The sequence below is a fragment of the Xenorhabdus poinarii G6 genome (genome assembly GCF_000968175.1).
GTDB lineage: Bacteria > Pseudomonadota > Gammaproteobacteria > Enterobacterales > Enterobacteriaceae > Xenorhabdus > Xenorhabdus poinarii.
In genome coordinates, this window is record NZ_FO704551.1 from 1,290,485 (window position 1) to 1,312,981 (window position 22,497).

General features: G+C 44.2%; 25 protein-coding genes. 21 read left to right on the plus strand and 4 right to left on the minus strand.

Going from position 1 to position 22,497, the window contains the following annotated elements:
• Nucleotides 1-45: 45 nt before the first annotated feature.
• Entirely contained in the window at nucleotides 46-1,476 is a 1,431-nt protein-coding gene (gene sbcB / locus XPG1_RS05895) for an exodeoxyribonuclease I (protein ID WP_045958247.1), read from the minus strand.
• A 357-nt stretch (nucleotides 1,477-1,833) separates the two neighbouring features.
• Between sbcB and XPG1_RS05900 the strand changes: the two genes are divergently transcribed.
• From XPG1_RS05900 to tmaR, 4 genes are all read left to right on the plus strand, one after another.
• Nucleotides 1,834-2,079, plus strand: a complete 246-nt coding sequence (locus XPG1_RS05900) for a hypothetical protein (RefSeq protein ID WP_045958248.1) — start codon at nucleotides 1,834-1,836, stop codon at nucleotides 2,077-2,079.
• Between the two features lie 11 nt (nucleotides 2,080-2,090).
• The gene (locus XPG1_RS05905; RefSeq protein WP_045958249.1) at nucleotides 2,091-2,327 is read left to right on the plus strand and encodes a ParD-like family protein; all 237 of its coding nucleotides are present in this window, start codon (nucleotides 2,091-2,093) and stop codon (nucleotides 2,325-2,327) included.
• Entirely contained in the window at nucleotides 2,296-2,625 is a 330-nt protein-coding gene (locus tag XPG1_RS05910) for a type II toxin-antitoxin system RelE/ParE family toxin (RefSeq protein WP_045958250.1), read from the plus strand. The genes XPG1_RS05905 and XPG1_RS05910 overlap by 32 nt, the downstream gene beginning before the upstream one ends.
• Nucleotides 2,626-3,102: 477 nt before the next feature.
• Nucleotides 3,103-3,423, plus strand: coding sequence for a PTS system regulator TmaR (tmaR, locus tag XPG1_RS05915; RefSeq protein ID WP_045958251.1), 321 nt, complete (start codon nucleotides 3,103-3,105; stop codon nucleotides 3,421-3,423).
• Nucleotides 3,424-3,538: 115 nt separating this feature from the next.
• Here tmaR and XPG1_RS05920 read toward each other — a convergent pair whose 3' ends face one another.
• Nucleotides 3,539-4,165 carry an SDR family oxidoreductase gene (locus XPG1_RS05920; protein WP_045958252.1) on the minus strand — a complete coding sequence of 209 codons (627 nt, stop codon included), beginning with the start codon at nucleotides 4,163-4,165 and terminating at the stop codon, nucleotides 3,539-3,541.
• Nucleotides 4,166-4,333: 168 nt separating this feature from the next.
• Complete coding sequence (gene rne / locus XPG1_RS05925) at nucleotides 4,334-7,579, minus strand: ribonuclease E (protein WP_045958253.1); 3,246 nt, start codon at nucleotides 7,577-7,579, stop codon at nucleotides 4,334-4,336.
• Nucleotides 7,580-8,127: 548 nt separating this feature from the next.
• Here rne and rluC point away from each other — a divergent pair.
• The gene (gene rluC, locus XPG1_RS05930) at nucleotides 8,128-9,084 is read left to right on the plus strand and encodes a 23S rRNA pseudouridine(955/2504/2580) synthase RluC (protein ID WP_045958254.1); all 957 of its coding nucleotides are present in this window, start codon (nucleotides 8,128-8,130) and stop codon (nucleotides 9,082-9,084) included.
• Here the strand turns inward: rluC and XPG1_RS05935 are convergent.
• Nucleotides 9,081-9,671, minus strand: coding sequence for a Maf family protein (locus XPG1_RS05935; protein ID WP_045958255.1), 591 nt, complete (start codon nucleotides 9,669-9,671; stop codon nucleotides 9,081-9,083). The two genes, rluC and XPG1_RS05935, sit on opposite strands and share 4 nt — an antisense overlap.
• Before the next feature lie 144 nt (nucleotides 9,672-9,815).
• Here XPG1_RS05935 and yceD point away from each other — a divergent pair, with 144 nt between their 5' ends.
• The 16 genes from yceD (at nucleotide 9,816) to XPG1_RS06015 (ending at nucleotide 22,459) form a co-directional block, all read left to right on the plus strand.
• Nucleotides 9,816-10,340, plus strand: a complete 525-nt coding sequence (gene yceD / locus XPG1_RS05940) for a 23S rRNA accumulation protein YceD (RefSeq protein WP_045958256.1) — start codon at nucleotides 9,816-9,818, stop codon at nucleotides 10,338-10,340.
• A gap of 12 nt (nucleotides 10,341-10,352) precedes the next feature.
• Nucleotides 10,353-10,523, plus strand: coding sequence for a 50S ribosomal protein L32 (rpmF, locus tag XPG1_RS05945; protein WP_004253223.1), 171 nt, complete (start codon nucleotides 10,353-10,355; stop codon nucleotides 10,521-10,523).
• Between the two features lie 29 nt (nucleotides 10,524-10,552).
• Nucleotides 10,553-11,605: a phosphate acyltransferase PlsX gene (gene plsX / locus XPG1_RS05950; RefSeq protein WP_071825335.1), complete on the plus strand. Its 1,053-nt coding sequence runs from the start codon at nucleotides 10,553-10,555 to the stop codon at nucleotides 11,603-11,605.
• Between the two features lie 6 nt (nucleotides 11,606-11,611).
• Nucleotides 11,612-12,565 carry a beta-ketoacyl-ACP synthase III gene (locus XPG1_RS05955; protein WP_045958258.1) on the plus strand — a complete coding sequence of 318 codons (954 nt, stop codon included), beginning with the start codon at nucleotides 11,612-11,614 and terminating at the stop codon, nucleotides 12,563-12,565.
• Between the two features lie 18 nt (nucleotides 12,566-12,583).
• The gene (gene fabD, locus XPG1_RS05960) at nucleotides 12,584-13,513 is read left to right on the plus strand and encodes an ACP S-malonyltransferase (protein ID WP_045958259.1); all 930 of its coding nucleotides are present in this window, start codon (nucleotides 12,584-12,586) and stop codon (nucleotides 13,511-13,513) included.
• Between the two features lie 11 nt (nucleotides 13,514-13,524).
• Nucleotides 13,525-14,259, plus strand: coding sequence for a 3-oxoacyl-ACP reductase FabG (gene fabG, locus XPG1_RS05965; RefSeq protein WP_045958260.1), 735 nt, complete (start codon nucleotides 13,525-13,527; stop codon nucleotides 14,257-14,259).
• Nucleotides 14,260-14,409: 150 nt separating this feature from the next.
• Nucleotides 14,410-14,646 carry an acyl carrier protein gene (gene acpP, locus XPG1_RS05970; protein ID WP_012989255.1) on the plus strand — a complete coding sequence of 79 codons (237 nt, stop codon included), beginning with the start codon at nucleotides 14,410-14,412 and terminating at the stop codon, nucleotides 14,644-14,646.
• A gap of 74 nt (nucleotides 14,647-14,720) precedes the next feature.
• Nucleotides 14,721-15,962 carry a beta-ketoacyl-ACP synthase II gene (gene fabF, locus XPG1_RS05975; protein WP_045958261.1) on the plus strand — a complete coding sequence of 414 codons (1,242 nt, stop codon included), beginning with the start codon at nucleotides 14,721-14,723 and terminating at the stop codon, nucleotides 15,960-15,962.
• Nucleotides 15,963-16,161: 199 nt separating this feature from the next.
• The gene (gene pabC, locus XPG1_RS05980; protein ID WP_045958262.1) at nucleotides 16,162-16,989 is read left to right on the plus strand and encodes an aminodeoxychorismate lyase; all 828 of its coding nucleotides are present in this window, start codon (nucleotides 16,162-16,164) and stop codon (nucleotides 16,987-16,989) included.
• Nucleotides 16,990-17,047: 58 nt separating this feature from the next.
• Nucleotides 17,048-18,073, plus strand: coding sequence for an endolytic transglycosylase MltG (gene mltG / locus XPG1_RS05985; RefSeq protein ID WP_045958263.1), 1,026 nt, complete (start codon nucleotides 17,048-17,050; stop codon nucleotides 18,071-18,073).
• A complete protein-coding gene (tmk, locus tag XPG1_RS05990; protein WP_045958264.1) occupies nucleotides 18,070-18,711 on the plus strand; it encodes a dTMP kinase in 642 nt (213 codons plus the stop codon). Before mltG ends, tmk begins: the two co-directional genes overlap by 4 nt.
• Nucleotides 18,708-19,706, plus strand: coding sequence for a DNA polymerase III subunit delta' (gene holB / locus XPG1_RS05995; RefSeq protein WP_045958265.1), 999 nt, complete (start codon nucleotides 18,708-18,710; stop codon nucleotides 19,704-19,706). The genes tmk and holB overlap by 4 nt, the downstream gene beginning before the upstream one ends.
• Nucleotides 19,707-19,719: 13 nt before the next feature.
• Nucleotides 19,720-20,505, plus strand: a complete 786-nt coding sequence (locus XPG1_RS06000; RefSeq protein ID WP_045958266.1) for a metal-dependent hydrolase — start codon at nucleotides 19,720-19,722, stop codon at nucleotides 20,503-20,505.
• Between the two features lie 116 nt (nucleotides 20,506-20,621).
• Nucleotides 20,622-20,972, plus strand: a complete 351-nt coding sequence (gene hinT, locus XPG1_RS06005; RefSeq protein ID WP_045958267.1) for a purine nucleoside phosphoramidase — start codon at nucleotides 20,622-20,624, stop codon at nucleotides 20,970-20,972.
• A gap of 55 nt (nucleotides 20,973-21,027) precedes the next feature.
• Nucleotides 21,028-21,597 (plus strand): penicillin-binding protein activator LpoB, encoded by a 570-nt coding sequence (lpoB, locus tag XPG1_RS06010; protein ID WP_045958268.1) that lies wholly within the window; start codon nucleotides 21,028-21,030, stop codon nucleotides 21,595-21,597.
• On the plus strand, nucleotides 21,581-22,459 hold the full coding sequence (locus XPG1_RS06015) for a phosphotransferase (RefSeq protein WP_231853058.1): 879 nt from the start codon (nucleotides 21,581-21,583) through the stop codon (nucleotides 22,457-22,459). Before lpoB ends, XPG1_RS06015 begins: the two co-directional genes overlap by 17 nt.
• Nucleotides 22,460-22,497 lie beyond the last annotated feature (38 nt).

The window sequence follows — 22,497 nt, forward strand, 5'->3', positions numbered from 1 at the left end:
GGATAACACCCGAAATCTATTGGATATAGTGCTTGTCAGCAAGTTCTATCCAGCGATTTGAATGGCATAATCAAGCAGGGCTTTTAACTGGCGGCATTTTCCTTCATCAGACTGGTATTCAACAAAAAGCTTGTTGATCGTTGTAAGGTATTGACTGATATTTTCCTGTGTTAACGTATCCTGACGATGACGCAGCCAGCGTTGTTGCTCCTCATCATCCAGTGTTGCTGGATAATTTCTTGCACGATAGCGAAATAATAGTGACTTAATGCGTGTATCCTGAAATGTTAAATCCAAAGCAGGCAGATGTTGGGGCAGAGTTTCCCTGATAATGTCCATTGCCGCTTTGTCGGCAGTACTGAAAAATCCGCTATATAGTTTAGTATCGACATTATCAGATTCTGGAAACTCTTCTTGCTGAGAAAATAACTCAACGATCTTTTCTCTGATTTGTGGGTGATTGCGCAAAATAGCCAAATTTTGCGCACATTTTTTGCGATCAAGTCCCACTCGTTCAGCGTCTTGTGGCCGTAAGGTATTCTCTGGTGCAACGATTGGACATTTATTAATCTGAACCAGTTTAATTGGCACCGGGCTTTGCTCTGGCAGTAACTCATCCCGCCGAGTATACAGACGTTCGCGTAATTCGTTTACGCTGAGTTCCATAAGTGGTGAGATATCACCAGCCAGATCACAGGTGATAACCGCATTACGGTTAGTAGGATGCCAGGCTAATGGGGCAATCAGACTAATATTGCTGCGCAGTGTGCCAAACATGCCCGAGACATGAACCAGCGGTTTCATTTGTGGGATATCAATTTGGTTGCTGACTTTTTGTTTATTTCTTAATTGGAAAAAGTAATCAAACAGCTTAGGCTGAGCTTTTTTCACCAATTTTGCCATGGCGATAGTTGCATGAACATCGGACATCGCATCATGCGCGTGAGTATGCTCAACACCGTTGGCTTTTGTCAGATGTTCCAGTTTGAAACTGGGCAATCCATCCTCATTTTCAGGCCAGATAATGCCTTCTGGACGCAGGGCATAACAAGCCCGTAATACATCGAGCAAATCCCATCGGGAGTTGCCTTTTTGCCAGCTATAAGCATAAGGATCGTAAAAATTACGATAGAAGAGATGACGGCTGACCTCATCATCAAAACGAATATTATTATACCCAATAATACATGTGTTGGGTTTGCTGAATGCGTCGTGGATTTGCCGGGCGAATTCCGCTTCATTGACCCCTTTTTTCAATGCCAATTGAGGGGTAATGCCCGTGATCATGACGGCTTCAGGATCGGGCAGATAATCGTCAGCAGGAGCACAATACACCACCAAAGGTTCTTCAATGATATTGAAATTACTGTCGGTACGAACGCCTGCAAACTGTGCGGGACGATCCAGGGCCGGATGTTTACCAAAAGTTTCATAGTCATGAAAATAGAATGATTGTTGTTTGTTATCGGTAGACAAAGTTTTTCCCCGTCAGTTATTGGTATTTATTTTTTTGATTTTAATTGGTTTATCGATCAATTCTGATTGATTTTTGCACTGAGTGTTTATTTATGTCTTTTACTGTCTAGTTTTGTCCATGCGATGTTAAGTACAGAGTGAGTACAAGTTAATTTTTATTTTGAGTACAAAACAGTATGGCTTTTGGTGACACAAAATTACGTTCCATACATGGTAAACCATATCAGGGCAAACCTGAAATAACCGATATCGGCGGACTTAGTGTGCGAGTGTTCCCAAAAGGGGGGATTACGGCTAATTAATTAGCCGACGAGAAGTTACGGGCATTAGCTTAACCCCAAACTAAGGACTTTTGAGATGAAAATAAAGGCGAGCAAATACTCGTCAATTTCTGCCTCCTGTATAACTGCCAGTGATTTAATGGGTATTGAAATGAAAGCATTTTACCCGAAAATCGATAGCACTCCAGATCCAGATAAAGCGGTGCTGGCCGATAAAGGCAGTTTTGCAACAAAAGATTGCATTTTTAGACAAAATGGCGCATGTTATAAGTGCGCTTCCACAAGCGTATGCGTCTACACCGCATGTAATACAAATACCTGAGAGGTACGCAGATGGCTATTAGTATCCGTTTAGATGATGATTTCGTGAATGATGTAAAAATTCACGCTGAGGCTTCAAGTAGAAGTGTACCAAAGCAGATCGAACATTGGGCAAAAATAGGTCGCATCGCCGAAGATAACCCGGATTTGCCGTACGCCTTTATCCTTGATGTCTTACTGGCGAAAAGCGAAGTCGGGAATGGTAAGGTGTCGCGTTATGTCAGAAGGACAAAAAAGTCCCAAGATTGATGTTTATGAAACAAGACGTTTCTCTAAAGCGTTATCTAAATTACCTGAAAATCTTCTTGCAGTGGTGGAAGATGAGATAGAGAGAATCATTGACAACCCAGAAATTGGCGAGCAGAAGAAAGGAGATTTAAATTTTCTTCGTGTTCACAAATTTCAGTTAAATAACCAACTAACATTGCTTGGGTATCATTGGGTTGAAGAAAAGATAGAGCTATACCTGTTAAATTTTGGTTCTCATGAAAATTTTTATCAGGAACAAAAGCGGTACAGGAAAGATGACTTAAAGTTTATTAAATAGTACATAAGGCTGCTTAATGCGGCCTTTTTCATATTTGCCACCGCAATCACATCCAGGGGATGTTATGTCATACTCCAGCAGCAACTAGAAGAAAATGGCCGAACAAATCATTTCTGAGCTTTTTGCGAATGGTAGAAGTGGAACTCCGATGAAACAATTTGGTATCAACTGGAAATAAGCTGAGCGCTTAGAACGTAATGCTCCTCAAATAGTTATGGGGCATGACCCAGATGAAGATTGTTTACAACATCGCCCTTGAGTTTTAGGGACTAGGTGGCAAGTGGCGATACAAATCTACAGTGGTGATAGGGGGTTTTGCTCACTTGAGGCAAAAATGAGTGGGATTTTTGATGAAGAGAGATATCCTGCAGGTAGCTTATCAATAAATTGTCGAAACTAACTTGTCTATGCATTGCCTGAAATTGTATTGTGTAGTGAGTATAAGACATTATCGATCTGATTAAAAAGGGATAAACAATGGATAACACAAATAAACCAACATTCCACAATGTACTGGAGTTTGTGCGTATGTTTCGTCGTAAGAACAAGTTACAGCGCGAAATCGTAGACAATGAGAAAAAAATTCGGGATAACCAAAAACGTGTACTTCTGCTTGATAACCTGACTGATTACATAAAACCAGGCATGTCAATTGAAGATATTCAAGGAATTATTGCTCATATGCGCAGTGATTATGAAGAGCGCGTTGATGAATATATCATCAAAAATGCTGAGCTTTCCAAAGAGCGTCGTGAGTTATCTAAAAAACTTAAAGCAATGGATGGCGGTGTTAAGTAAGTCTTGTTTGTTCAACAAGGATCTTGCTTGAGAAAGAGTATTATCTCAATTTGAGCCGGCAATTAACCACGCCATTAGGGCGTGGTTGTTCTTGTTACTTCAATAAAAAGTCAATTCAGCGCCAGTGAGGTTTTAGTGCTGGATCAACTAGGGCATAAATTTGGTCGTAGGTTTGTTCATCTTCAGCCATCTGTGCCAATTGCTTTGCCACATCTTCTCGGCTTACCATGCCATGAATTTCTTCTTGATAACGTTTGCAATGTCCGGTGCCAGGCTGATCGGTCAGACCTCCGGGGCGGACGATGGTAAAATCCAGGGTGCTGGTTTGCAGGTAACTTTCAGCCAACGATTTATGTCTGACAGATTGGCCAAATAAGGATTTGGCGCGTGCGGACAATGTCTTCCAACTTTCCCCACACCCAATGGATGTCACTAATAACAGGCGAGAAATTTGAGCTTGTTCCAATGCATCAATAATGGCCATGTTCCCGTGGTGATCCGCATCGCCTCCGCCAATGGTCGAGAAAACGATGGGATTTTCTCCCGCCAGGGTAACCGCTTTTTCTATGCTTTTTTTATCACAGGCATCCCCTCGTATTACGTTAACGCCTAATTCGCTGAGTTCTATCGCTTGTTGTGTATGGCGGATCAACGCGGTGACAGGACGGTTTTGCTTTAGCGCAATAGTCACTAAATGGCGTCCTACGCCTTTTCCGGCACCAAAAATCAACCAAGGTTTCATCGTTGGGGGTTCTCCATAAAATTAATTATCTTCAATGATAACCGACTCAGTTTAATTGGAATTGGTGAGTGAATAACATGAAATTTATTCGTTTTTTGTGATAGCAGAGTAAAAAATGGCTCCCTATATTGGGAGCCATTTGGGTTTTCAATCAATTACAGTCTGTCATCATTCGTGTGACTGCGGTTTAAACATAGCTGAAATCGCAACGCTTGTTGCAGAATGACCACCGGCACCCCCTTTGCCTTTGAACGGATAGTCAGGACGTAGCCATTCGGTGATAACAACAGATTCCGACGCCAGATCGGGTGCGGGAGCCTTTGTCATTGGGGAATAAGCGTGACGATATTTTTCCAGGATAATCGAAGACTTAACCACTTTTGTCTCTTCCGTTTTAGCGTCTTCTGCCTTAGCACGTATTTCTGTGCTGACAGTAGGTTGTTCTTCATGATATTCCGGTTCAACAATCGGCGTCACAGTAATGGGTTCTGCTGTAAGCGGTGTCTCTTTAGCATTACACGAAACCAGGCTATGTGACTCTGTATCACTTAAAACTTCTAAAACTTCTGATTGTTGTTTTCTCTCATGGTTGATAGATGGCACGCTCTCCGATACCGCAACCTGAGACGGTGCTAATGCTGGCTCTACTGATACCACGCTGGAAACGTCATCAGTTTTAGCAAGATCATGATTGGTGGTAGCGTCTTGTTGCTCTACCAACTCAATATGAGGTGCTGTCGCCTCTGCGATTGATGGCTCCAGAACGACTTGTTCCTGGTGTACAGGGGCGGTTTTTTCTTCAACTGCCTTGTTCATGACATCCACAGGTGCCTGCGTTTCTGATTCTGTCACGGTCACGGGGGTAACTGGATAGCGAACCCACACTTTGCCCGACGCTAATTCCGGTGATACGACAGCCATTTCCAAAGGGACTGGAGATTGAGTCAGGTTGCGTTCATCACGATAGCGACGACGACGCTGACCGCTGACCCGAAGATGGCGTGGAGAACGGCGGGAACGACGAGGCATCGTGGTGTCTTGCTGCTCATTGTTCTGTGGCGCAGTAGCGTGTGAAGTAACATCCGGTGCAACCGTATCTTGTGGTATTTCAGATTGACGAGTTGCTTCAATCTTCGTCTCAATGACAGCGGCCACGGACACGTTTGTTTCTTTGTGACTGCTTTCTGATACCAATTCAGGTAGTGCGGCAGGTAGGGTTGCAACGGTGGTTTCTGGCTTCACTGCGTCAGTGATACGGATTTTCTGCTCAAGCTGGCGGCGCTGACGACGAGGCATGACAGGTTGACGTTCTTCAACCACTTCTTCGACGATATTGGGTTGATTTTCCGTTTGCTGAGTTTTCGCTTCCAGTTGTTGCTGACGTTTTTCTTCCTGGCGACGACGTTGACGCTCAACGCGTTGTTCACGGCGTTGTTGTTGCTGTGCTTCACGCGCTTCATTATCGATCACCGTGTTATCTTGAACAGGATTTTTCTGCTGGCTATGACGACCCTTGCGTTGTTCCTCACGCTCACGGTTATTGCGTGTTTCATTTTCGTTACGTTCACGACGCTGATTTTGACGGCGTGGGCCGCGACGTTCTGGATAACGACGGTTCTCATTGCCAGACGATTTTTTGTTCTTTTCTTGAGGTTGTGTTTCTTCCTCACTACTGAACATTTTTTTCAAGGCGCTGAAGAAACGGCTGAATAAACCTGGTTTTTCAGTTTGTTTCTGATTATTAACCGCGGCTTTTTTCTCTTTTGTTTTGGCTATTGCTGTTTCCGAGGCAGATGCTGTTGCTTCTGTAGATAGCTCAAACGTTGAAATAGCGGGTTGTTCTGGACGTTTGCGTTCATGCTGACCATCATCCTGAACCGTTGCCATCTCTACTTCATACAGTTTTGGCAGGTTATAACTCAGCGTTGAAATTTCTTCGCCTTTACGCACACGTAACACAGAGAAGTGTGGCGTTTCCATTTGATCGTTTGGAACAATGACCACACCAACACCGCCTTGACGATGCTCAATCTCACTGACTGCTTTGCGTTTTTCATTCAGTAAATAGGAAGCAATCTGCGTAGGAACAATGGCGTGAATCTGATGGGTGTTTTCTTTCAGTGCTTCTTCTTCGATTAAGCGCAGAATAGAGAGAGACAGTGATTCGTTATCTCGGATGGTGCCGGTGCCGCTACAACGGGGACAAACATGGTGACTGGATTCGCCAAGAGATGGGCTTAAACGCTGACGTGACATTTCGAGTAGGCCAAAACGGGATATCCGGCCAATTTGAATACGGGCACGATCCTGACGTACAGCATCACGCAACCGGTTTTCCACTTCACGTTGATGGCGCACCGGCGTCATGTCAATAAAATCGATAACAATAAGACCACCCAGATCACGTAGACGCAATTGACGGGCAATTTCATCTGCGGCCTCCAGGTTGGTGTTAAAGGCGGTTTCTTCAATATCACCACCACGGGTTGAACGGGATGAGTTGATATCAATCGCGGTTAACGCTTCCGTTGTATCGATGACGACGGAACCACCGGAAGGCAAACGAACTTCACGCTGGAAGGCGGATTCGATTTGAGATTCGATTTGATAATGGCTAAACAGAGGAACTTCGCCGTTATACAGTTTAATTTTGCTGGCAAAATCAGGACGCCCCAGAGCGGTGATGTGCTGACGTGCCAGGTCTAAAATTTTAGGATTATCAATTAAAATTTCCCCAATATCGGGACGCAGATAATCACGGAATGCGCGTACGATAACATTGCTTTCCTGATGGATCAGGAATGGGGAGGGGTGGCTGTCTGCCACTTTTTTGATTGCTTCCCAATGTTTCAGACGGAAGTTTAAATCGCCTTGTAAGGATTCAGCTGATTTGCCTACACCGGCAGTACGAACAATCAACCCCATACCTTCAGGAACTTCAAGGGAAGAAAGGGCTTCCTTTAATTCGATGCGATCATCTCCCTCAATGCGGCGAGAAATTCCGCCTGCTCTTGGGTTATTTGGCATCAGAACCAGATAGCTACCTGCCAAACTGATAAACGTTGTTAAGGCTGCACCTTTGTTGCCGCGTTCCTCTTTATCAACTTGAACGATGACTTCCTGACCTTCTTTAAGGATATCCTTAATGTTAGGACGACCGTGGGAATGATAATTACTTGGAAAATATTCGCGAGCAATTTCTTTAATGGGTAGGAAGCCATGACGTTCCGCACCATAATCAACAAAAGCGGCTTCTAGGCTAGGTTCAATTCGTGTAATTTTACCTTTATATATATTGGCCTTTTTTTGTTCGTGTCCTGGACCTTCAATATCCAAATCATAAAGACGTTGCCCATCAACAAGGGCAACACGCAACTCTTCCTGTTGGGTTGCGTTGATTAACATTCTTTTCATTCTAACTTACTCATTATTTTTTACATTGATTTAATATAGAGCGACGAGTAAAAAAAGCGCACGACCGGATATCGATGGCCTCGTGTCTTTTACAAATCCGTCAGCCTCACGGCTATCGTTTGTATAGAGGCGCCTATTTGTCGATGAGTCTGAATTTCATTTAAATACAGTACGCTTTATTGGGTACTATAATAAATAGAGACAGATTTTACCCAATCCCGTACGCTGCTGCTCGCCGCCCATAAATTGTTTGATTAAACACGACGTCTTATGCATTTGCTGCGTTTTTGTTCGTTCAAACAGATAACAAACAATTTCAATCTTGCCACTCATAGTTTAGTAAACTGTGGCCAGAAAGCATTATTCCATTGCTATTGGGGTGATAGCAAGGTGACTTTATCGCTTTGAAGGTTTTTTAATAGGAAACGATGATAAGTTGTTAACCTTTGCGTTGAATTCATCAATGAATGGACGTAAAGAATGGATGTTATTTAGGCATATTTAAAAATGAGTAGCGCTCTGTTTGTTGGATTATTAGAATCTTGCCCATGAAAACAAATAATCAGATTGTACAATTTGTCACGATTGATGACGATGAAGCGGGTCAGCGAATTGATAATTTTTTGCTGGCGCGTTTAAAAGGTGTCCCTAAGAGCATGATCTATCGGATCTTGCGTAAAGGTGAAGTTCGAGTCAACAAAGGGAGAATCAAACCTGAATATAAATTGACAGCCGGTGATGTCATCAGGATCCCGCCCATCCGAGTAGCAGAAAAGCAAGAAACACCGGTATCAGCCAAGTTAGATAAAGTGGCCGCGTTAGCGGGATGTATTTTGTATGAAGATGACCATATTTTAGTGATTAACAAACCTTCAGGGACGGCGGTGCATGGCGGCAGTGGCCTGAGTTTTGGTGTGATAGAGGGGCTACGCGCTTTGCGGCCTGAAGCCCGTTTCCTTGAATTGGTACACCGGCTCGATCGCGATACATCGGGTATTTTGTTAATTGCGAAAAAGCGTTCTGCATTGCGGGCATTGCATGAGCAATTACGTCTGAAACAGATGCAGAAAGACTATCTGGCACTCGTGCGTGGGCAGTGGCAATCTCATTGTAAAGTCGTTGAAGCGCCTTTACTGAAAAATATCCTGCAAAGCGGGGAAAGGGTGGTTAAAGTCAGTAAAGAAGGCAAGCCATCGGAAACACGTTTCAAAGTTGAAGAACGATATGCATTTGCCACATTGGTACGGGCCAGCCCGGTGACCGGGCGAACTCATCAAATCCGCGTGCATACCCTACATGCTGGTCATCCCATTGCGTTCGATGATCGTTATGGGGATCGGGTATTTGATGCACAGCTGGTTGAAACCGGGCTTAACCGACTGTTTTTGCACGCCAGTTCATTGAAATTTACCCACCCATCCACAGAGGAAACGCTGCGTTTCGAAGCCCCAATGGATGATAATTTGCGAAATTGTTTAAAAATCTTGCGAAATAAGCCCCATTAAGAACATGCCGTCAGTGGATTTATCCCCTGACGGATCAACATTTCTGTCAGCGTTATTAGGGGTAACCCGATGAGTGTATTCGGATCTTTGCCACTAAGCTTTTCAAATAATGTAATGCCTAAACCTTCACTCTTGAAACTACCCGCGCAATTGAAGGGCTTTTCTTTGTTTAAATAATGGATGATTTCTGTCTCGGTAAGATGTCTGAAATAGACATAAAATCGTTCACAACGTGTATCAACAATCTCTGTTTTGCTATTGAGTAAGGTAATGCCAGTATAAAAAGTGACACATTTTCCACTGGCTTTTTTTAATTGTAACAAAGCATTGTCAAAATTATGTGGCTTGCCTGTTATTTCATCACCTAAAACACAGACTTGATCTGATGCGATAATCAGGTGGCAAGGGTAGTTTGCCTGCAATGCCCGGGCTTTTTCCTGTGATAGCCGCATGACCAATTGTTCCGGCTTTTCATTTTCCAGAGGGCTTTCATCAATATTGGGGGCGGCACAGGTAAACGCTAACCCTAATTTTTCTAATAACAGTCGGCGATATACCGAAGTTGATGATAAAACAATCGGAAGCATCATTTTTCCATAAAATACGTAGAGAAATATTCGTAGACATTCTAAACTAAGTGCCGCTTAATAAGCGAATGTTTGGCGGAAAGGTGCAGATGTGTGGCCTTTTTCTTTGACTATATCTCATTACAAAGATAATATGCGCGCCTTATGCAGAAGCTAAAATTACCCCTGACCATTGATGCACTTCGAGCAGCTCAGAAAAGATTAGACTACCATGGTAGTTATTCCGCTGCGCAAGTTTCTCGTATTGCAAACGCTGTGGTCAGTGTGGATAGTGATGTAGATACCTCATTATCATTTGAAATTGATAATCAGCGTTTGGCAGTTGTAAAAGGACATTCCGATGTGAATGTCACACTTGCCTGTCAGCGTTGTGGCAGTAATTTCAGTCATCATGTTCACACAACATATTGTTTTAGCCCGGTCGTCAATGATGAGCGGGCTGAGGCATTACCGGAAGAGTATGAGCCAATAGAGGTTAATGAATTTGGCGAAATAGATTTGCTGGCAATGATTGAAGATGAAATAATTCTATCCCTGCCGGTAGTTCCGGTTCATGATTCTGAACACTGTGAAGTGTCCGACACGGACATGGTGTTTGGTGTACTGCCTCCTGAAGCAGAAAAACCAAATCCATTTGCCGTATTAGCCAGTTTAAAGAAAAGTACTTAAGGAGTAAGGTCAATGGCCGTACAACAGAATAAACCAACTCGTTCTAAGCGTGGTATGCGTCGTTCTCATGACGCACTGACTGCAACACTTGTCTCTGTAGACAAAACTTCTGGTGAAACTCACCTGCGTCATCACGTGACTGCTGATGGCTACTACCGTGGCCGCAAGGTAATCAACAAGTAATTTCAGCTAATCATTAGCAAGTTGATATCTTGGCTAATCTAACCTTAGCGTTAGATGCTATGGGCGGGGACTTTGGTCCTCGCGTTACGGTGCCTGCTGCATTGCAGGCACTGGCATCTAATCCGCAACTGAAACTATTGTTGGTCGGTAACCCCGAAACCATCTCCCCGTTGCTTGCAAATCAAAATGCCGAGCTGCTCAGTCGTTTACACGTTGTCCCTGCCGAACATGTCGTTTCTAACGATGCAAGGCCATCCCAAGCGATTCGTTCTAGTCACGGTACATCAATGCGTATAGCACTCAATTTAGTGAAGTCGGGAGAAGCACAAGCCTGTGTCAGTGCGGGAAATACGGGCGTTTTGATGGGGTTAGCAAAAGTCATGTTGAAATCCATTGAAGGGATTGAACGACCTGCATTAATGACCGTGATACCTAATCTCAAACAGCGGAAAACGATCGTATTGGATTTAGGCGCCAATATTAATTGTAATAGCCGTATGTTAGTTGAGTTTGCGATTATGGGAGCCGTGATGGCGGAGTATATTGTTGGTGTGGATAATCCACGCGTGGCATTACTCAATATCGGGGAAGAAGAATCCAAAGGGCTGGATAATATCCGCGAAGCTGCTATAACCTTGCGCAATGCCCCTGCAATTAACTACATTGGGTATGTGGAAGGAAATGAGTTACTGACAGGAAAAACAGATGTACTCGTCTGTGACGGCTTCGCAGGTAATGTTACGCTGAAGACGATGGAAGGTGCAATCAGAGTGATTTTATCGCTGGTGAAGTCACCGGGTAGTCAGCAGAAAAAATCATCTTGGCTGATGAAATTATTCAAGATGAAAATAGTTAAGAAATGGTTGCTAAAACAGGTAAGCAAACAATTTGGCCATCTTAATCCTGACCAGTATAACGGAGCAACGTTATTAGGTTTACGCGGCATTGTCATCAAAAGTCACGGTGCTGCCAACGAACATGCTTTTAAGGCTGCGATTAATCAAGCCATTCAGGCGATAGAAAAGCAGGTTCCTGACAGAATTGCTGCCCGACTGGATGCAGTGTTACCCAAGAGTGAATAAGCATAAATGTATACAAAAATCTTAGGTACGGGCAGTTATTTACCTGCTCAGGTGCGTACTAACGCAGATTTAGAAAAAATGGTCGACACGTCTGACGAGTGGATTGTCACGCGGACAGGCATTCGCGAACGTCGTATTGCTGCTGAAGATGAAAATGTTGCAATTCTGGGGTTCAAAGCGGCTGAAAAGGCCATTGAAATGGCCGGTATCGATAAGACAGACATTGACTTAATCGTTGTCGCAACAACAAGTTCAACACATGCTTTTCCAAGTGCGGCGTGTCAAATTCAGCAGTTGTTGGGGATTCCGGGTATTGCGGCGTTTGATGTTGCCGCGGCATGTGCTGGCTTTACTTACGCATTGAGCGTGGTCGATAAATTTATTAAAACTGGTGCGGCTAAACATGCATTGGTTATCGGTTCTGACATTATTTCACGGGTTGTTGATCCGCAAGATCGCAGTACCGTTATTCTTTTTGGCGATGCTGCAGGGGCAATGGTCGTCGGAGCGTCAGAAGAAGCCGGTATCCTATCCACACATCTTCATGCCGATGGTCGATATGGTGATTTACTGTCATTACCTCATCAAAGCCGGGTGAAATGTGATACGCCCGACTATGTGACGATGGCGGGTAATGAAGTCTTTAAAGTGGCTGTTCGTGAATTAGCGAATATTGTTGATGAAACATTAGAGGCCAACAATTTAGTCCATTCTCAGCTTGATTGGTTGGTGCCTCATCAGGCGAACTTACGTATTATTTCGGCAACAGCCAAAAAATTAGATATGACCATGGATAAAGTGGTCGTTACTTTGGATCGTCATGGCAATACCTCGGCAGCATCTGTTCCGACAGCATTCGATGAAGCGGTACGTGATGGGAGAATCCAACGCGGCCAACTGATTTTACTTGAAGCATTCGGCGGTGGCTTTACCTGGGGCTCAGCGCTAGTACGTTTTTAATTCAACAGGAAAATAGACATGTCTGATTTTGCAATGGTGTTTCCCGGTCAGGGTTCTCAATCTCTGGGTATGTTGGCAGATTTAGCCGCAGAATTTCCACAGGTTGAACAGACGTTCGCAGAGGCTTCTGCGGTTTTGGGATATGATTTATGGGCATTAGTTCAACACGGCCCAACAGAAGAACTGAACAAAACCTGGAAAACCCAACCGGCGTTGTTGGCAGCTTCCGTCGCAGTTTGGCGAGTATGGCAGGAAAAAGAGGGTAAAGCGCCTTCCATCATGGCGGGTCATAGTCTTGGTGAATATTCTGCGCTGGTCTGTGCTGGTGTGATTGAGTTCCAGCAAGCCATTAAACTGGTTGAATTGCGTGGAAAACTGATGCAGGAAGCCGTACCCGAAGGGCAAGGCGCAATGTATGCCATTATCGGTTTAGATAATGACTCTATTGTAAAGGCATGTGAAGAATCAGCACAGGGTCAAGTCGTTTCACCGGTTAATTTTAATTCACCGGGGCAAGTTGTTATCGCGGGTGAAAAAGAGGCAGTAGAACGGGCTGGCGCTGCATGTAAAGCCGCGGGCGCCAAACGAGCGTTACCGTTATCTGTCAGTGTGCCTTCACATTGCGCGCTGATGAAGCCTGCGGCTGAGCGATTGGCGGCTGCACTGCAAGACGTTGTGTTTAGCACGCCTCGATTCCCCGTAGTGAATAATGTTGATGTCAAAGTCGCAACATCTGCTGACGCGATTCGAGACGCTTTGGTTCGTCAGTTGTATAATCCTGTACGCTGGACAGAATCTGTTGAATATATTGCAGAGCAAGGCATCCAACAATTGTTGGAAATCGGGCCAGGTAAAGTGCTTACTGGGTTAACGAAACGTATTGTTGATACTTTAAGTGCTGTAGCAGTAAATGATGTATCATCACTCACAGTTGCTCTGAATAAATGACTGAGGAAAACATGAGCTTTGATGGAAAAATTGCATTGGTCACGGGCGCTAGCCGTGGTATAGGTCGCGCAATAGCAGAGTTATTAGCTGAACGTGGTGCATGTGTTGTTGGCACTGCAACCAGCGAGAAGGGTGCTGAAGCAATCAGTGTTTTTCTTGGTAACAAAGGAAAAGGTTTTGTACTGAATGTCACAAATTCAGAATCCATTGAGAATACACTCTCGAATATTCGTGCTGAATTTGGTGAAATAGACATTTTAGTGAATAATGCAGGCATCACTCGTGATAACTTGTTGATGCGCATGAAAGATGATGAGTGGCAAGATATTATTGACACGAATCTTTCTTCGATTTTTCGTCTGTCAAAAGCAGTAATGCGAGCTATGATGAAAAAACGTTATGGACGTATTATTTCCATTGGCTCTGTCGTTGGAACGATGGGAAATGCGGGACAGGCGAATTACACGGCAGCGAAAGCAGGAGTGATTGGTTTTAGTAAATCACTGGCTCGTGAAGTCGCTTCTCGTGGCATCACCGTCAACGTTGTTGCACCTGGTTTTATTGAAACCGATATGACCAGAGCGTTGACAGACGAACAACGTGCGGGTATTTCTGCTGCAATTCCTGCTAATCGTCTTGGTGATGCAAAAGAAATTGCCAGTGCTGTAGCGTTTCTTGCTTCTGACGAGGCCGCTTACATCACGGGTGAAACATTGCATGTCAATGGTGGCATGTACATGGTCTAAAAATGAGCGAACACTTTGTTTTTGATGTATTTTTTATACAAAAAAAACAGATTGTGGTTCGACCAGCCGGGATTTGGTTGCATCTTTTCCTGTATTTTATAAACTACGAAAACCATCGCAAAAGCGAGTTTTGATAGGAAATTAAATAGTATGAGCACTATCGACGAACGCGTTAAGAAAATCATCGTTGAACAACTGGGTGTTAAAGAGGAAGAAGTTGTGAACACAGCTTCATTTGTTGATGACTTGGGCGCTGATTCTCTTGACACAGTTGAACTGGTAATGGCTCTGGAAGAAGAGTTCGATATCGAGATCCCAGACGAAGAAGCTGAAAAAATCACTACAGTTCAGGCTGCTATTGACTACGTTGAAAACGCAGGTAAATAAGCACACATACCTAGGCGGTCGTTCGACCGCCTATGTTTTTCGTCCTAAATTTTTTCCCTCCCTGGAGGATAACCGTGTCTAAGCGTCGAGTAGTCGTGACCGGACTAGGCATGTTATCTCCTGTCGGCAATACAGTAGAATCTTCTTGGAATGCTGTTTGTGCCGGACAGAGTGGTATCGGCCTTATCGAACATTTTGACACCGCTAACCATGCAACCAAGTTTGCAGGCGTGGTGAAGAATTTTAATCATGAAGAGTTCAATATTTCGCGCAAAGAAGCACGAAAAATGGATCTTTTCATTCAATATGGTATTGCTGCGGGCAAACAAGCGATTGAAGATGCAGGAATCGAAGTAACAGAAGCCAATGCTAGCCGCTTTGGTGCTGCTATTGGTTCTGGTATTGGTGGCTTGGGCCTGATTGAAGAAAGTCACAGTACACTGTTATCGGTAGGTCCTCGTAGGGTTAGCCCATTCTTTGTACCTTCAACCATCATCAATATGGTGGCAGGTCATTTGAGTATTATGTACGGTTTGCGTGGCCCGAGCATTTCCATTGCGACTGCCTGTACTTCTGGCGTACATAATATTGGCCATGCAGCGCGCATCATTGCTTATAATGATGCCGACATTATGCTGGCAGGTGGTGCAGAAAAAGCAAGTACAGATCTTGGTGTCGCCGGATTTGGCGCTGCGCGTTCATTGTCAACCCGTAATGACGATCCTCAAGGTGCAAGCCGTCCTTGGGATAAAGCGCGTGATGGTTTTGTTCTGGGCGATGGTGCAGGAATTGTCGTTCTTGAAGAATATGAACACGCGAAAAGACGTGGTGCAAAAATCTATGCTGAAATTATTGGTTTTGGCATGAGTAGCGATGCTTACCATATGACATCACCGCCTGAAGACGGTGCGGGTGCTGCTTTAGCAATGCAGAATGCTTTGAATGATGCGGGAATTTCACCAGAACAGGTGGGTTATATCAACGCTCATGGCACGTCAACACCTGCTGGTGATTTGGCAGAAGCGAATGCGATTGAGTCTGTTTTTGGTCAGAATACTAAAGTATTAGTGAGTTCAACTAAATCCATGACCGGCCATTTATTGGGTGCTGCGGGAGCGGTTGAATCCATTTTCACGATTCTTTCTCTGCGTGATCAGATCGTTCCTCCAACGATTAACCTGGAGAATCAAGATGAGAACTGTCATTTGGATTTAGTTCCGGGTAAAGCGCGTAAAGTTGAAGGAATGGAGTATGCGTTGTGCAACTCTTTCGGCTTCGGTGGCACCAACGGGTCATTGATTTTCCGTAAGATCTAAAATCACCGTGTCTTTATCAGAAGCCTCAACACATGTTGAGGCTTTTTTTATACCTGTTTTTATGAGGGTGATTTTAGGAGGATTCGTTTTCGGTGAATTGTTTTTATATGGTTTTTTGCACTGCAAAGACACCTATACTATGATAACGCGCCTCACTGGCTGAGATATTCATGCTTTTTATCAAAAATAAGAAATTAAGATGACGTATTGGATTAATGGTAATCAGTGCGATTACTTACCTGTTAATGATCGTGCGGTACAATTTGGTGATGGCTGTTTTACGACCATCAGAGTTGAACAAGAGTTACCAGCCTTGCTGCCTTCGCACATAAAACGGTTACAGAAAGGTGTTGAAAAATTGTTTATGCCCGCACCGGATTGGTCTCAGCTTGAATCCCATATCAAACAGGCTGCAAGAGGCTGTGAGCGTGGTGTTTTGAAAGTGATTCTCTCCAGGGGCACTGGCGGCCGTGGTTATGGTATTGCCGACACGACAGGGCCGACCCAGATCCTGTCTTTAAGTCCATATCCAGAACACTATATTACTCAGCGTCAAGCCGGTATTTCATTGGTTCTTAGTCCCATTTCAGTGGGCATTAATCCTTATTTGGCGGGTATTAAACACTTAAACCGTTTGGAACAAGTTCTGATTAAACAGTTTATTGAACAATCCAAGGCAGATGAAGCATTGGTACTTGATAGTGATGGGCGGTTAGTTGAATGCTGTACGGCTAATATTTTCTGGCGAAAAGGGAAAAAGGTTTATACGCCAGCGCTAAACCAAAGTGGTGTTGAGGGTGTCATGAGGCAAAGGATCATCGAATTATTGGCCGAAAGTGATTATCACTTATCATGTGTCATGCGTTATCCGGAAGCTTTGGCACATGCAGATGAAGTGATTATCTGTAATTCTTTATTGCCGGTGATCCCGGTAAATCGAATTCAAGCACATAAAAATCAACTTGTGTGGAAATACCAATCAAGAGAGTTGCACGAATATTTATTACCTGGATGCTTAATCGCCTAGCGGTTGAGTCTTCATGAGTGAAGCACAACATTGACGTATGAATAGAAGTGGTGACCGAATGAAACTAAAAAAGCGCATTTTCATTCTGCCCGGATTAATGATTTTAATCGCACTGATCGTCTTTTTATCTTTCATAAAGAAGATAGAAAATTTCGCAGATCAAGATATTAAACTCAATCAAGAGGTTATCTTCACGGTGCCGGCGGGAAGCGGCCGCGCTGGTCTGGAGGCTTTACTGATCCAGCATAAGCTTATTGAAGATAATCAATTGTTGCCGTGGTTATTCCGATGGAAGCCGGAGTTGGCAAAATTTAAGGCGGGCACTTACCGTTTACAAAAAGGGATGTCTTTAAAATCGGTCTTGCAACTGTTTGCCAGTGGTAAAGAAACGCAGTTTTCCATTCGTTTTGTCGAAGGCAGTCGTCTTTCTGATTGGTCAAAAATAGTGCAGAACGCACCGCATTTAAAGCATGACATGGAGAGTAAAACGCCTCAAGAATTACGTCAGGCTTTAGGGATGAACGAGGGAGAGCCGCTGGAAGGGTGGTTTTATCCCGATACTTATCTATATACAGCCGGTACGAGTGATGTGGAATTACTCAAGCGCGCTTATAACAAAATGAAAACGGTTGTAGACCAGGAATGGGAAAACAGAGAAAAGGATTTGCCCTATAAGAATGCCTATGAAATGTTGATCATGGCTTCTATCATTGAGAAAGAGACCGCCATTGAATCTGAACGCACGAAAGTCGCTTCGGTATTCGTGAATCGTCTCCGGTTAAAAATGAGATTACAAACTGATCCAACGGTGATTTATGGATTGGGAGATAAATATACAGGGACGATTTTTCGCAGTAACCTCCATACCCTGACACCATACAATACCTATATGATTGATGGATTGCCACCAACGCCCATTGCTATGCCGGGTTTGGCTTCAATTAAAGCAGCAGCACATCCTGCTGTCACAAAGTACTTATATTTTGTCGCAAATGGTGATGGTGGCCATACATTCACGACGAATTTAGTAGAACATAATAAGGCGGTCAGTCTTTATCGCCAAAGGTTAAAGCAGAGTAAATGAACAGCAAATTTATTGTAATTGAAGGGCTTGAGGGTGCGGGGAAAACAACCGCAATCCAAACTGTGGTTGAAACTTTGAAGCAGTATGGTCTTTCTGATTTAACCCTGACCCGCGAACCGGGGGGAACGCCATTAGCGGAAAAACTACGTAGGCTGATTAAACAAGGCATTGAGGGCGAAGTGCTGACGGATAAAGCCGAAGTATTGATGTTATATGCTGCCAGAGTTCAATTGGTAGAAAATATTATCAAACCGGCTTTATCTCGGGGAACTTGGGTTATTGGTGATCGCCATGATCTCTCTTCCCAGGCCTATCAGGGAGGAGGCAGAGGCATTGATCAGCATTTGCTGGCATCATTACGCGAAGCTGCATTAGGTGATTTCCAGCCAGACTTAACCCTTTATCTTGATTTGCCGCCAGAAGTGGGGTTACAGCGGGCTCGTGAGAGGGGAGAATTGGATCGTATAGAAAAAGAATCCTTAGACTTCTTTGACCGAACCCGTACAAGGTATCTTGAACTTGTGGCAAAAGATAGCAGTATCAAAACCATTGATGCCACTCAGCCGCTGGAAAACGTGCAGGATAACATTCGTAGCACCTTACTTCATTGGTTAAAAGAACAGGAAACAGTGGCATGAATTGGTATCCGTGGCTCAATCACGCCTATCGTCAGTTAGTTGAATTCCATCAACAGGGACGTGGGCATCATACTATTTTGCTGCATGCGTATGCAGGAATGGGGGCGGATGCACTGTCGTATGGTTTGAGTCGCTGGTTAATGTGCCAGAATAAACAGGGGATTAAAAGCTGTGGCAAATGCCACGGCTGCCATTTAATGTTGGCGGAAACCCACTCTGACTGGCATGTCCTGACGGCTGAAAAGGGAAAAAATATCATTGGCGTGGATGCGGTGCGTCAGCTCAATGAGAAGCTCTATGAATATTCTCAGCAAGGCGGAGCGAAGATTGTTTGGATACCCTCTGCAGAATCTCTGACAGAGGCGGCGTCTAACGCTTTGTTGAAAACATTAGAAGAACCTCTTAAGAACACCTATTTTCTCTTGCAATGCCAGAGTCCTGTCAATTTGCTGGCAACATTGCGTAGCCGTTGTTTTTACTATTTTGTGCCAGTACCGGCAACTTCAATAGGGCTTCATTGGTTGCAAAATCAGCTTCCGGCGTGCTCTTCGCTGGAGGTACAAACCGCACTTAAGCTTTCTCAGGGCGCGCCATTAGCGGCGCAGAAGCTACTTCAGACTGAAAAATGGCAACAAAGAAATTCGCTTTGCCAGGCGATTGAACAAGCGTTGCATAAATGTGATACCCTGTCACTTTTACCCTTGTTAAATCGTGATGATGTCCAGCAATCACTGCATTGGCTGATTAGCTTATTATCCGATGCTGTGAAATGGCAGTGGCAGGCAGCAGATTACTGCGTTAACCAAGATCAGCAGGTTTTGATTCATTACCTTGCCTCTTCTCAATGTGCTGAAACGCTCTTACATGCAGTTGATGATTGGGTACACTGCCGTCACCAATTATTTTCTGTCATGGGCGTCAATCGGGAATTGTTGCTGACGGAACAATTACTCAATTGGGAAAGACAGTTTTGTCCTGCACAGTCACTTACTTAGATACGAGCATATTATGTTTTTAGTTGATTCGCATTGTCATCTCGATTGCCTTGATTATGAAACGTTACACAAAAGTGTCGATGATGTTGTGGCGAAAGCCGCAGAGCGGGATGTGAAATACATGTTGGCAGTGGCAACGACGTTGCCGGGTTTCCGTCAAATGAAGGACTTGATAGGGAAACGAGAAAACGTCGCCTATTCCTGTGGTATTCATCCATTGAATTTGGATGAAGGTTACGATTTCGCCGCGCTTGCCCAGCTGGCGGCAGATGAAGATGTTGTCGCTCTAGGGGAAACGGGGCTGGATTATTACTATCAGAAAGAAAATGCTGAACTGCAGAGAACGTCATTCCGTGAGCATATCCGTATTGGCCGTGAATTCAATAAGCCCGTGATTGTCCATACCCGTGAAGCAAGGGACGATACCTTGATGATATTACGGGAAGAAAAAGTACAAGAATGTGGTGGTGTGCTGCACTGTTTCACGGAGGATAAAGAAACCGCTAAGGCCTTGCTGGATTTAGGTTTTTATATCTCTTTTTCGGGCATTGTTACGTTCCGTAATGCTGAGCAGATCCGTGAAGCCGCAAGGTTTGTTCCACTTGATCGCATTCTGGTCGAAACTGATTCACCTTATCTGGCACCGGTTCCTCATCGCGGCAAGCAGAATCAACCGGCTTATGTACGTGATGTTGCTGAATATATGGCAACGTTGAAAGGTGTTAGTATTGATGAATTAGCCGCAGTGACAACGCGAAATTTCTGTGAATTATTTCATATCGATCTTAAAGAAAATTAAGATAGCTATTCACATTGTCTATTGTAAGTACCAGTATACGGGATTAGGGTTAACATCGGAATCCAATCTCTATCGTTAATCATTGTTAATCTTTTAGGATAAAAAGGAGAAGCAAGATGGCAGAAGAAACTATTTTCAGTAAAATCATTCGCCGTGAAATTCCGGCGGATATTATTTATCAGGATGATTTGGTCACCGCATTCCGCGATATTTCCCCTCAAGCACCAACACATATTTTGATCATACCTAATGTGCTGATCCCGACAGTTAATGATGTGACTGCGGATCATGAAATTGCGTTGGGACGTCTATTTACAGTTGCGGCGAAAATAGCAAAAGAAGAAGGTATTGAAGAAGATGGTTACCGGTTGATCATGAATTGTAACCGTCATTCAGGGCAGGAAGTCTTCCATATTCATATGCACCTGGTGGGTGGGCGTCCATTGGGACCGCTATTGGCATTATAATCAAACCTAATTGATGAGTATCGGTACAAGATAGCGATGTAACTGGAGTCAGTTAATGAAAAGCATTCTCTTTGTTATGTTATCAGCCATGTTACTGGCAAGTTGTGTTATGCCGGTAACACAGCAACCTGCTCCTGTTACACCGACGGAGCCAGAGAAAAAATCGGAGCCGCCGGCAGAGCCATCAGAAAAGGTTCCTCAACCACCTAAAATTAAATCTATTCAATGGGATAGTATTGTTCAGCCATTGGTTGAGCAGATGGTCAATGCGAATGGTTTGGAAGCGGGAAAACGATTGCTTGTTGATTCGGTCAAGAACAACACGAATGGCTTATTGCAAACTCTGAAAGCGACCGATGCGATTACGGATGCAATCAGCAGTAAACAGGTTTTTCAGGTTGTACCGAAATCCCAGATCAATGCCGCCCGACGGGCACTGGGATTATCATCGGAAGATAGCCTGGGGTTACGCAGCAAGTCTGTTGGGTTGGCGCGTTATTTAAATGCCGACTACGTTCTTTATTCCTTTGTTTCTAATCATCATGATCAGCGTAATTTAGAGATGCAGTTAATGTTGGTTAAAACGGGCGAAATCCTTTGGTCTGGTCGTGGTGACGTTAACTAACAACAATGTCTTATTAAGCATATTGTGTCAGTTATGGCCTGATATTCCCGCAGAATACTGGGAAATTAGGCCATTAACGGGTCTGACACAGGGAAGCTACTGTATTACGACGCGCCATAGGGATAGTGTGCATCAGATGGTTGGGCGTACCCAATCGTCATACAGTGAAATGCTTGGCGTGGATCGGCAGCGAGAAAATCGGATCTTGCAGCGGTTATCTGCCATTGGCATTGCACCTCAAGTTGTGGCTATGCACGAAACCTGGCTATTGCTTGAGTGGTTCACGGGCACCCAGACAGACGCTGATACATTGGGCCAACCGGTTTTGCAGCAGGCATTGGCTCAAATACTGGCTATGCTTCATCGCCATTCTCTGTTGGGCTACCCGCTTCAATTAAAAAAACAAATTGCACGCCACTGGCAGCAGCTTGACAGAAAACGGTTATCCCCTCGTTGGTTGCGCTTACACAAATTTTTTATGGCAACGAAAATGCCGGCCACTTTAAAGATGGCGCCAGCGCATATGGATGTGCATCCTGATAATCTGCTCATGACCGAAGAAGGGTTAAAATTGATTGATTGGGAATATGCTGCGGATGTCGATATTGGCTTTTCATTGGCTGTTCTGTTTCAGGGAAATCAATGGAATAAAACGCAGCAACAGACTTTTTTAGATTATTATTGTACCCAATCATCCGGTTATTCCGATATCCCATTATTGCAGCAACAAATTCAGCGATGGCAACCTTGGGTCAACTATATGATGTTGATGTGGTATGAAGTGCGCTGGCAGCAAACAAAAGAACCCCAATTTTTATTGCTGGCGCAGCCTTTGCGCCGGGCGTTTAAACTGTCATCGTGAATGAAACTGGCGTTGTGCGTTGGTGGAACAAATTCTCG

Bases quoted from the DNA above. Each gene is read 5' to 3' on its own strand.
- fabD (WP_045958259.1), top strand. From the start codon at position 12,584: ATGTCTGATTTTGCAATGGTGTTTCCCGGTCAGGGTTCTCAATCTCTG.
- XPG1_RS05900 (WP_045958248.1), top strand. From the start codon at position 1,834: ATGAAAATAAAGGCGAGCAAATACTCGTCAATTTCTGCCTCCTGTATA.
- yceD (WP_045958256.1), top strand. From the start codon at position 9,816: ATGCAGAAGCTAAAATTACCCCTGACCATTGATGCACTTCGAGCAGCT.
- XPG1_RS05910 (WP_045958250.1), top strand. From the start codon at position 2,296: ATGTCAGAAGGACAAAAAAGTCCCAAGATTGATGTTTATGAAACAAGA.
- XPG1_RS05920 (WP_045958252.1), bottom strand. From the start codon at position 4,165: ATGAAACCTTGGTTGATTTTTGGTGCCGGAAAAGGCGTAGGACGCCAT.
- acpP (WP_012989255.1), top strand. From the start codon at position 14,410: ATGAGCACTATCGACGAACGCGTTAAGAAAATCATCGTTGAACAACTG.
- rne (WP_045958253.1), bottom strand. From the start codon at position 7,579: ATGAAAAGAATGTTAATCAACGCAACCCAACAGGAAGAGTTGCGTGTT.
- XPG1_RS06000 (WP_045958266.1), top strand. From the start codon at position 19,720: ATGTTTTTAGTTGATTCGCATTGTCATCTCGATTGCCTTGATTATGAA.
- rluC (WP_045958254.1), top strand. From the start codon at position 8,128: ATGAAAACAAATAATCAGATTGTACAATTTGTCACGATTGATGACGAT.
- tmaR (WP_045958251.1), top strand. From the start codon at position 3,103: ATGGATAACACAAATAAACCAACATTCCACAATGTACTGGAGTTTGTG.
- pabC (WP_045958262.1), top strand. From the start codon at position 16,162: ATGACGTATTGGATTAATGGTAATCAGTGCGATTACTTACCTGTTAAT.
- hinT (WP_045958267.1), top strand. From the start codon at position 20,622: ATGGCAGAAGAAACTATTTTCAGTAAAATCATTCGCCGTGAAATTCCG.
- XPG1_RS05905 (WP_045958249.1), top strand. From the start codon at position 2,091: ATGGCTATTAGTATCCGTTTAGATGATGATTTCGTGAATGATGTAAAA.
- rpmF (WP_004253223.1), top strand. From the start codon at position 10,353: ATGGCCGTACAACAGAATAAACCAACTCGTTCTAAGCGTGGTATGCGT.
- lpoB (WP_045958268.1), top strand. From the start codon at position 21,028: ATGAAAAGCATTCTCTTTGTTATGTTATCAGCCATGTTACTGGCAAGT.
- XPG1_RS05955 (WP_045958258.1), top strand. From the start codon at position 11,612: ATGTATACAAAAATCTTAGGTACGGGCAGTTATTTACCTGCTCAGGTG.
- XPG1_RS05935 (WP_045958255.1), bottom strand. From the start codon at position 9,671: ATGCTTCCGATTGTTTTATCATCAACTTCGGTATATCGCCGACTGTTA.
- holB (WP_045958265.1), top strand. From the start codon at position 18,708: ATGAATTGGTATCCGTGGCTCAATCACGCCTATCGTCAGTTAGTTGAA.
- fabG (WP_045958260.1), top strand. From the start codon at position 13,525: ATGAGCTTTGATGGAAAAATTGCATTGGTCACGGGCGCTAGCCGTGGT.
- mltG (WP_045958263.1), top strand. From the start codon at position 17,048: ATGAAACTAAAAAAGCGCATTTTCATTCTGCCCGGATTAATGATTTTA.
- tmk (WP_045958264.1), top strand. From the start codon at position 18,070: ATGAACAGCAAATTTATTGTAATTGAAGGGCTTGAGGGTGCGGGGAAA.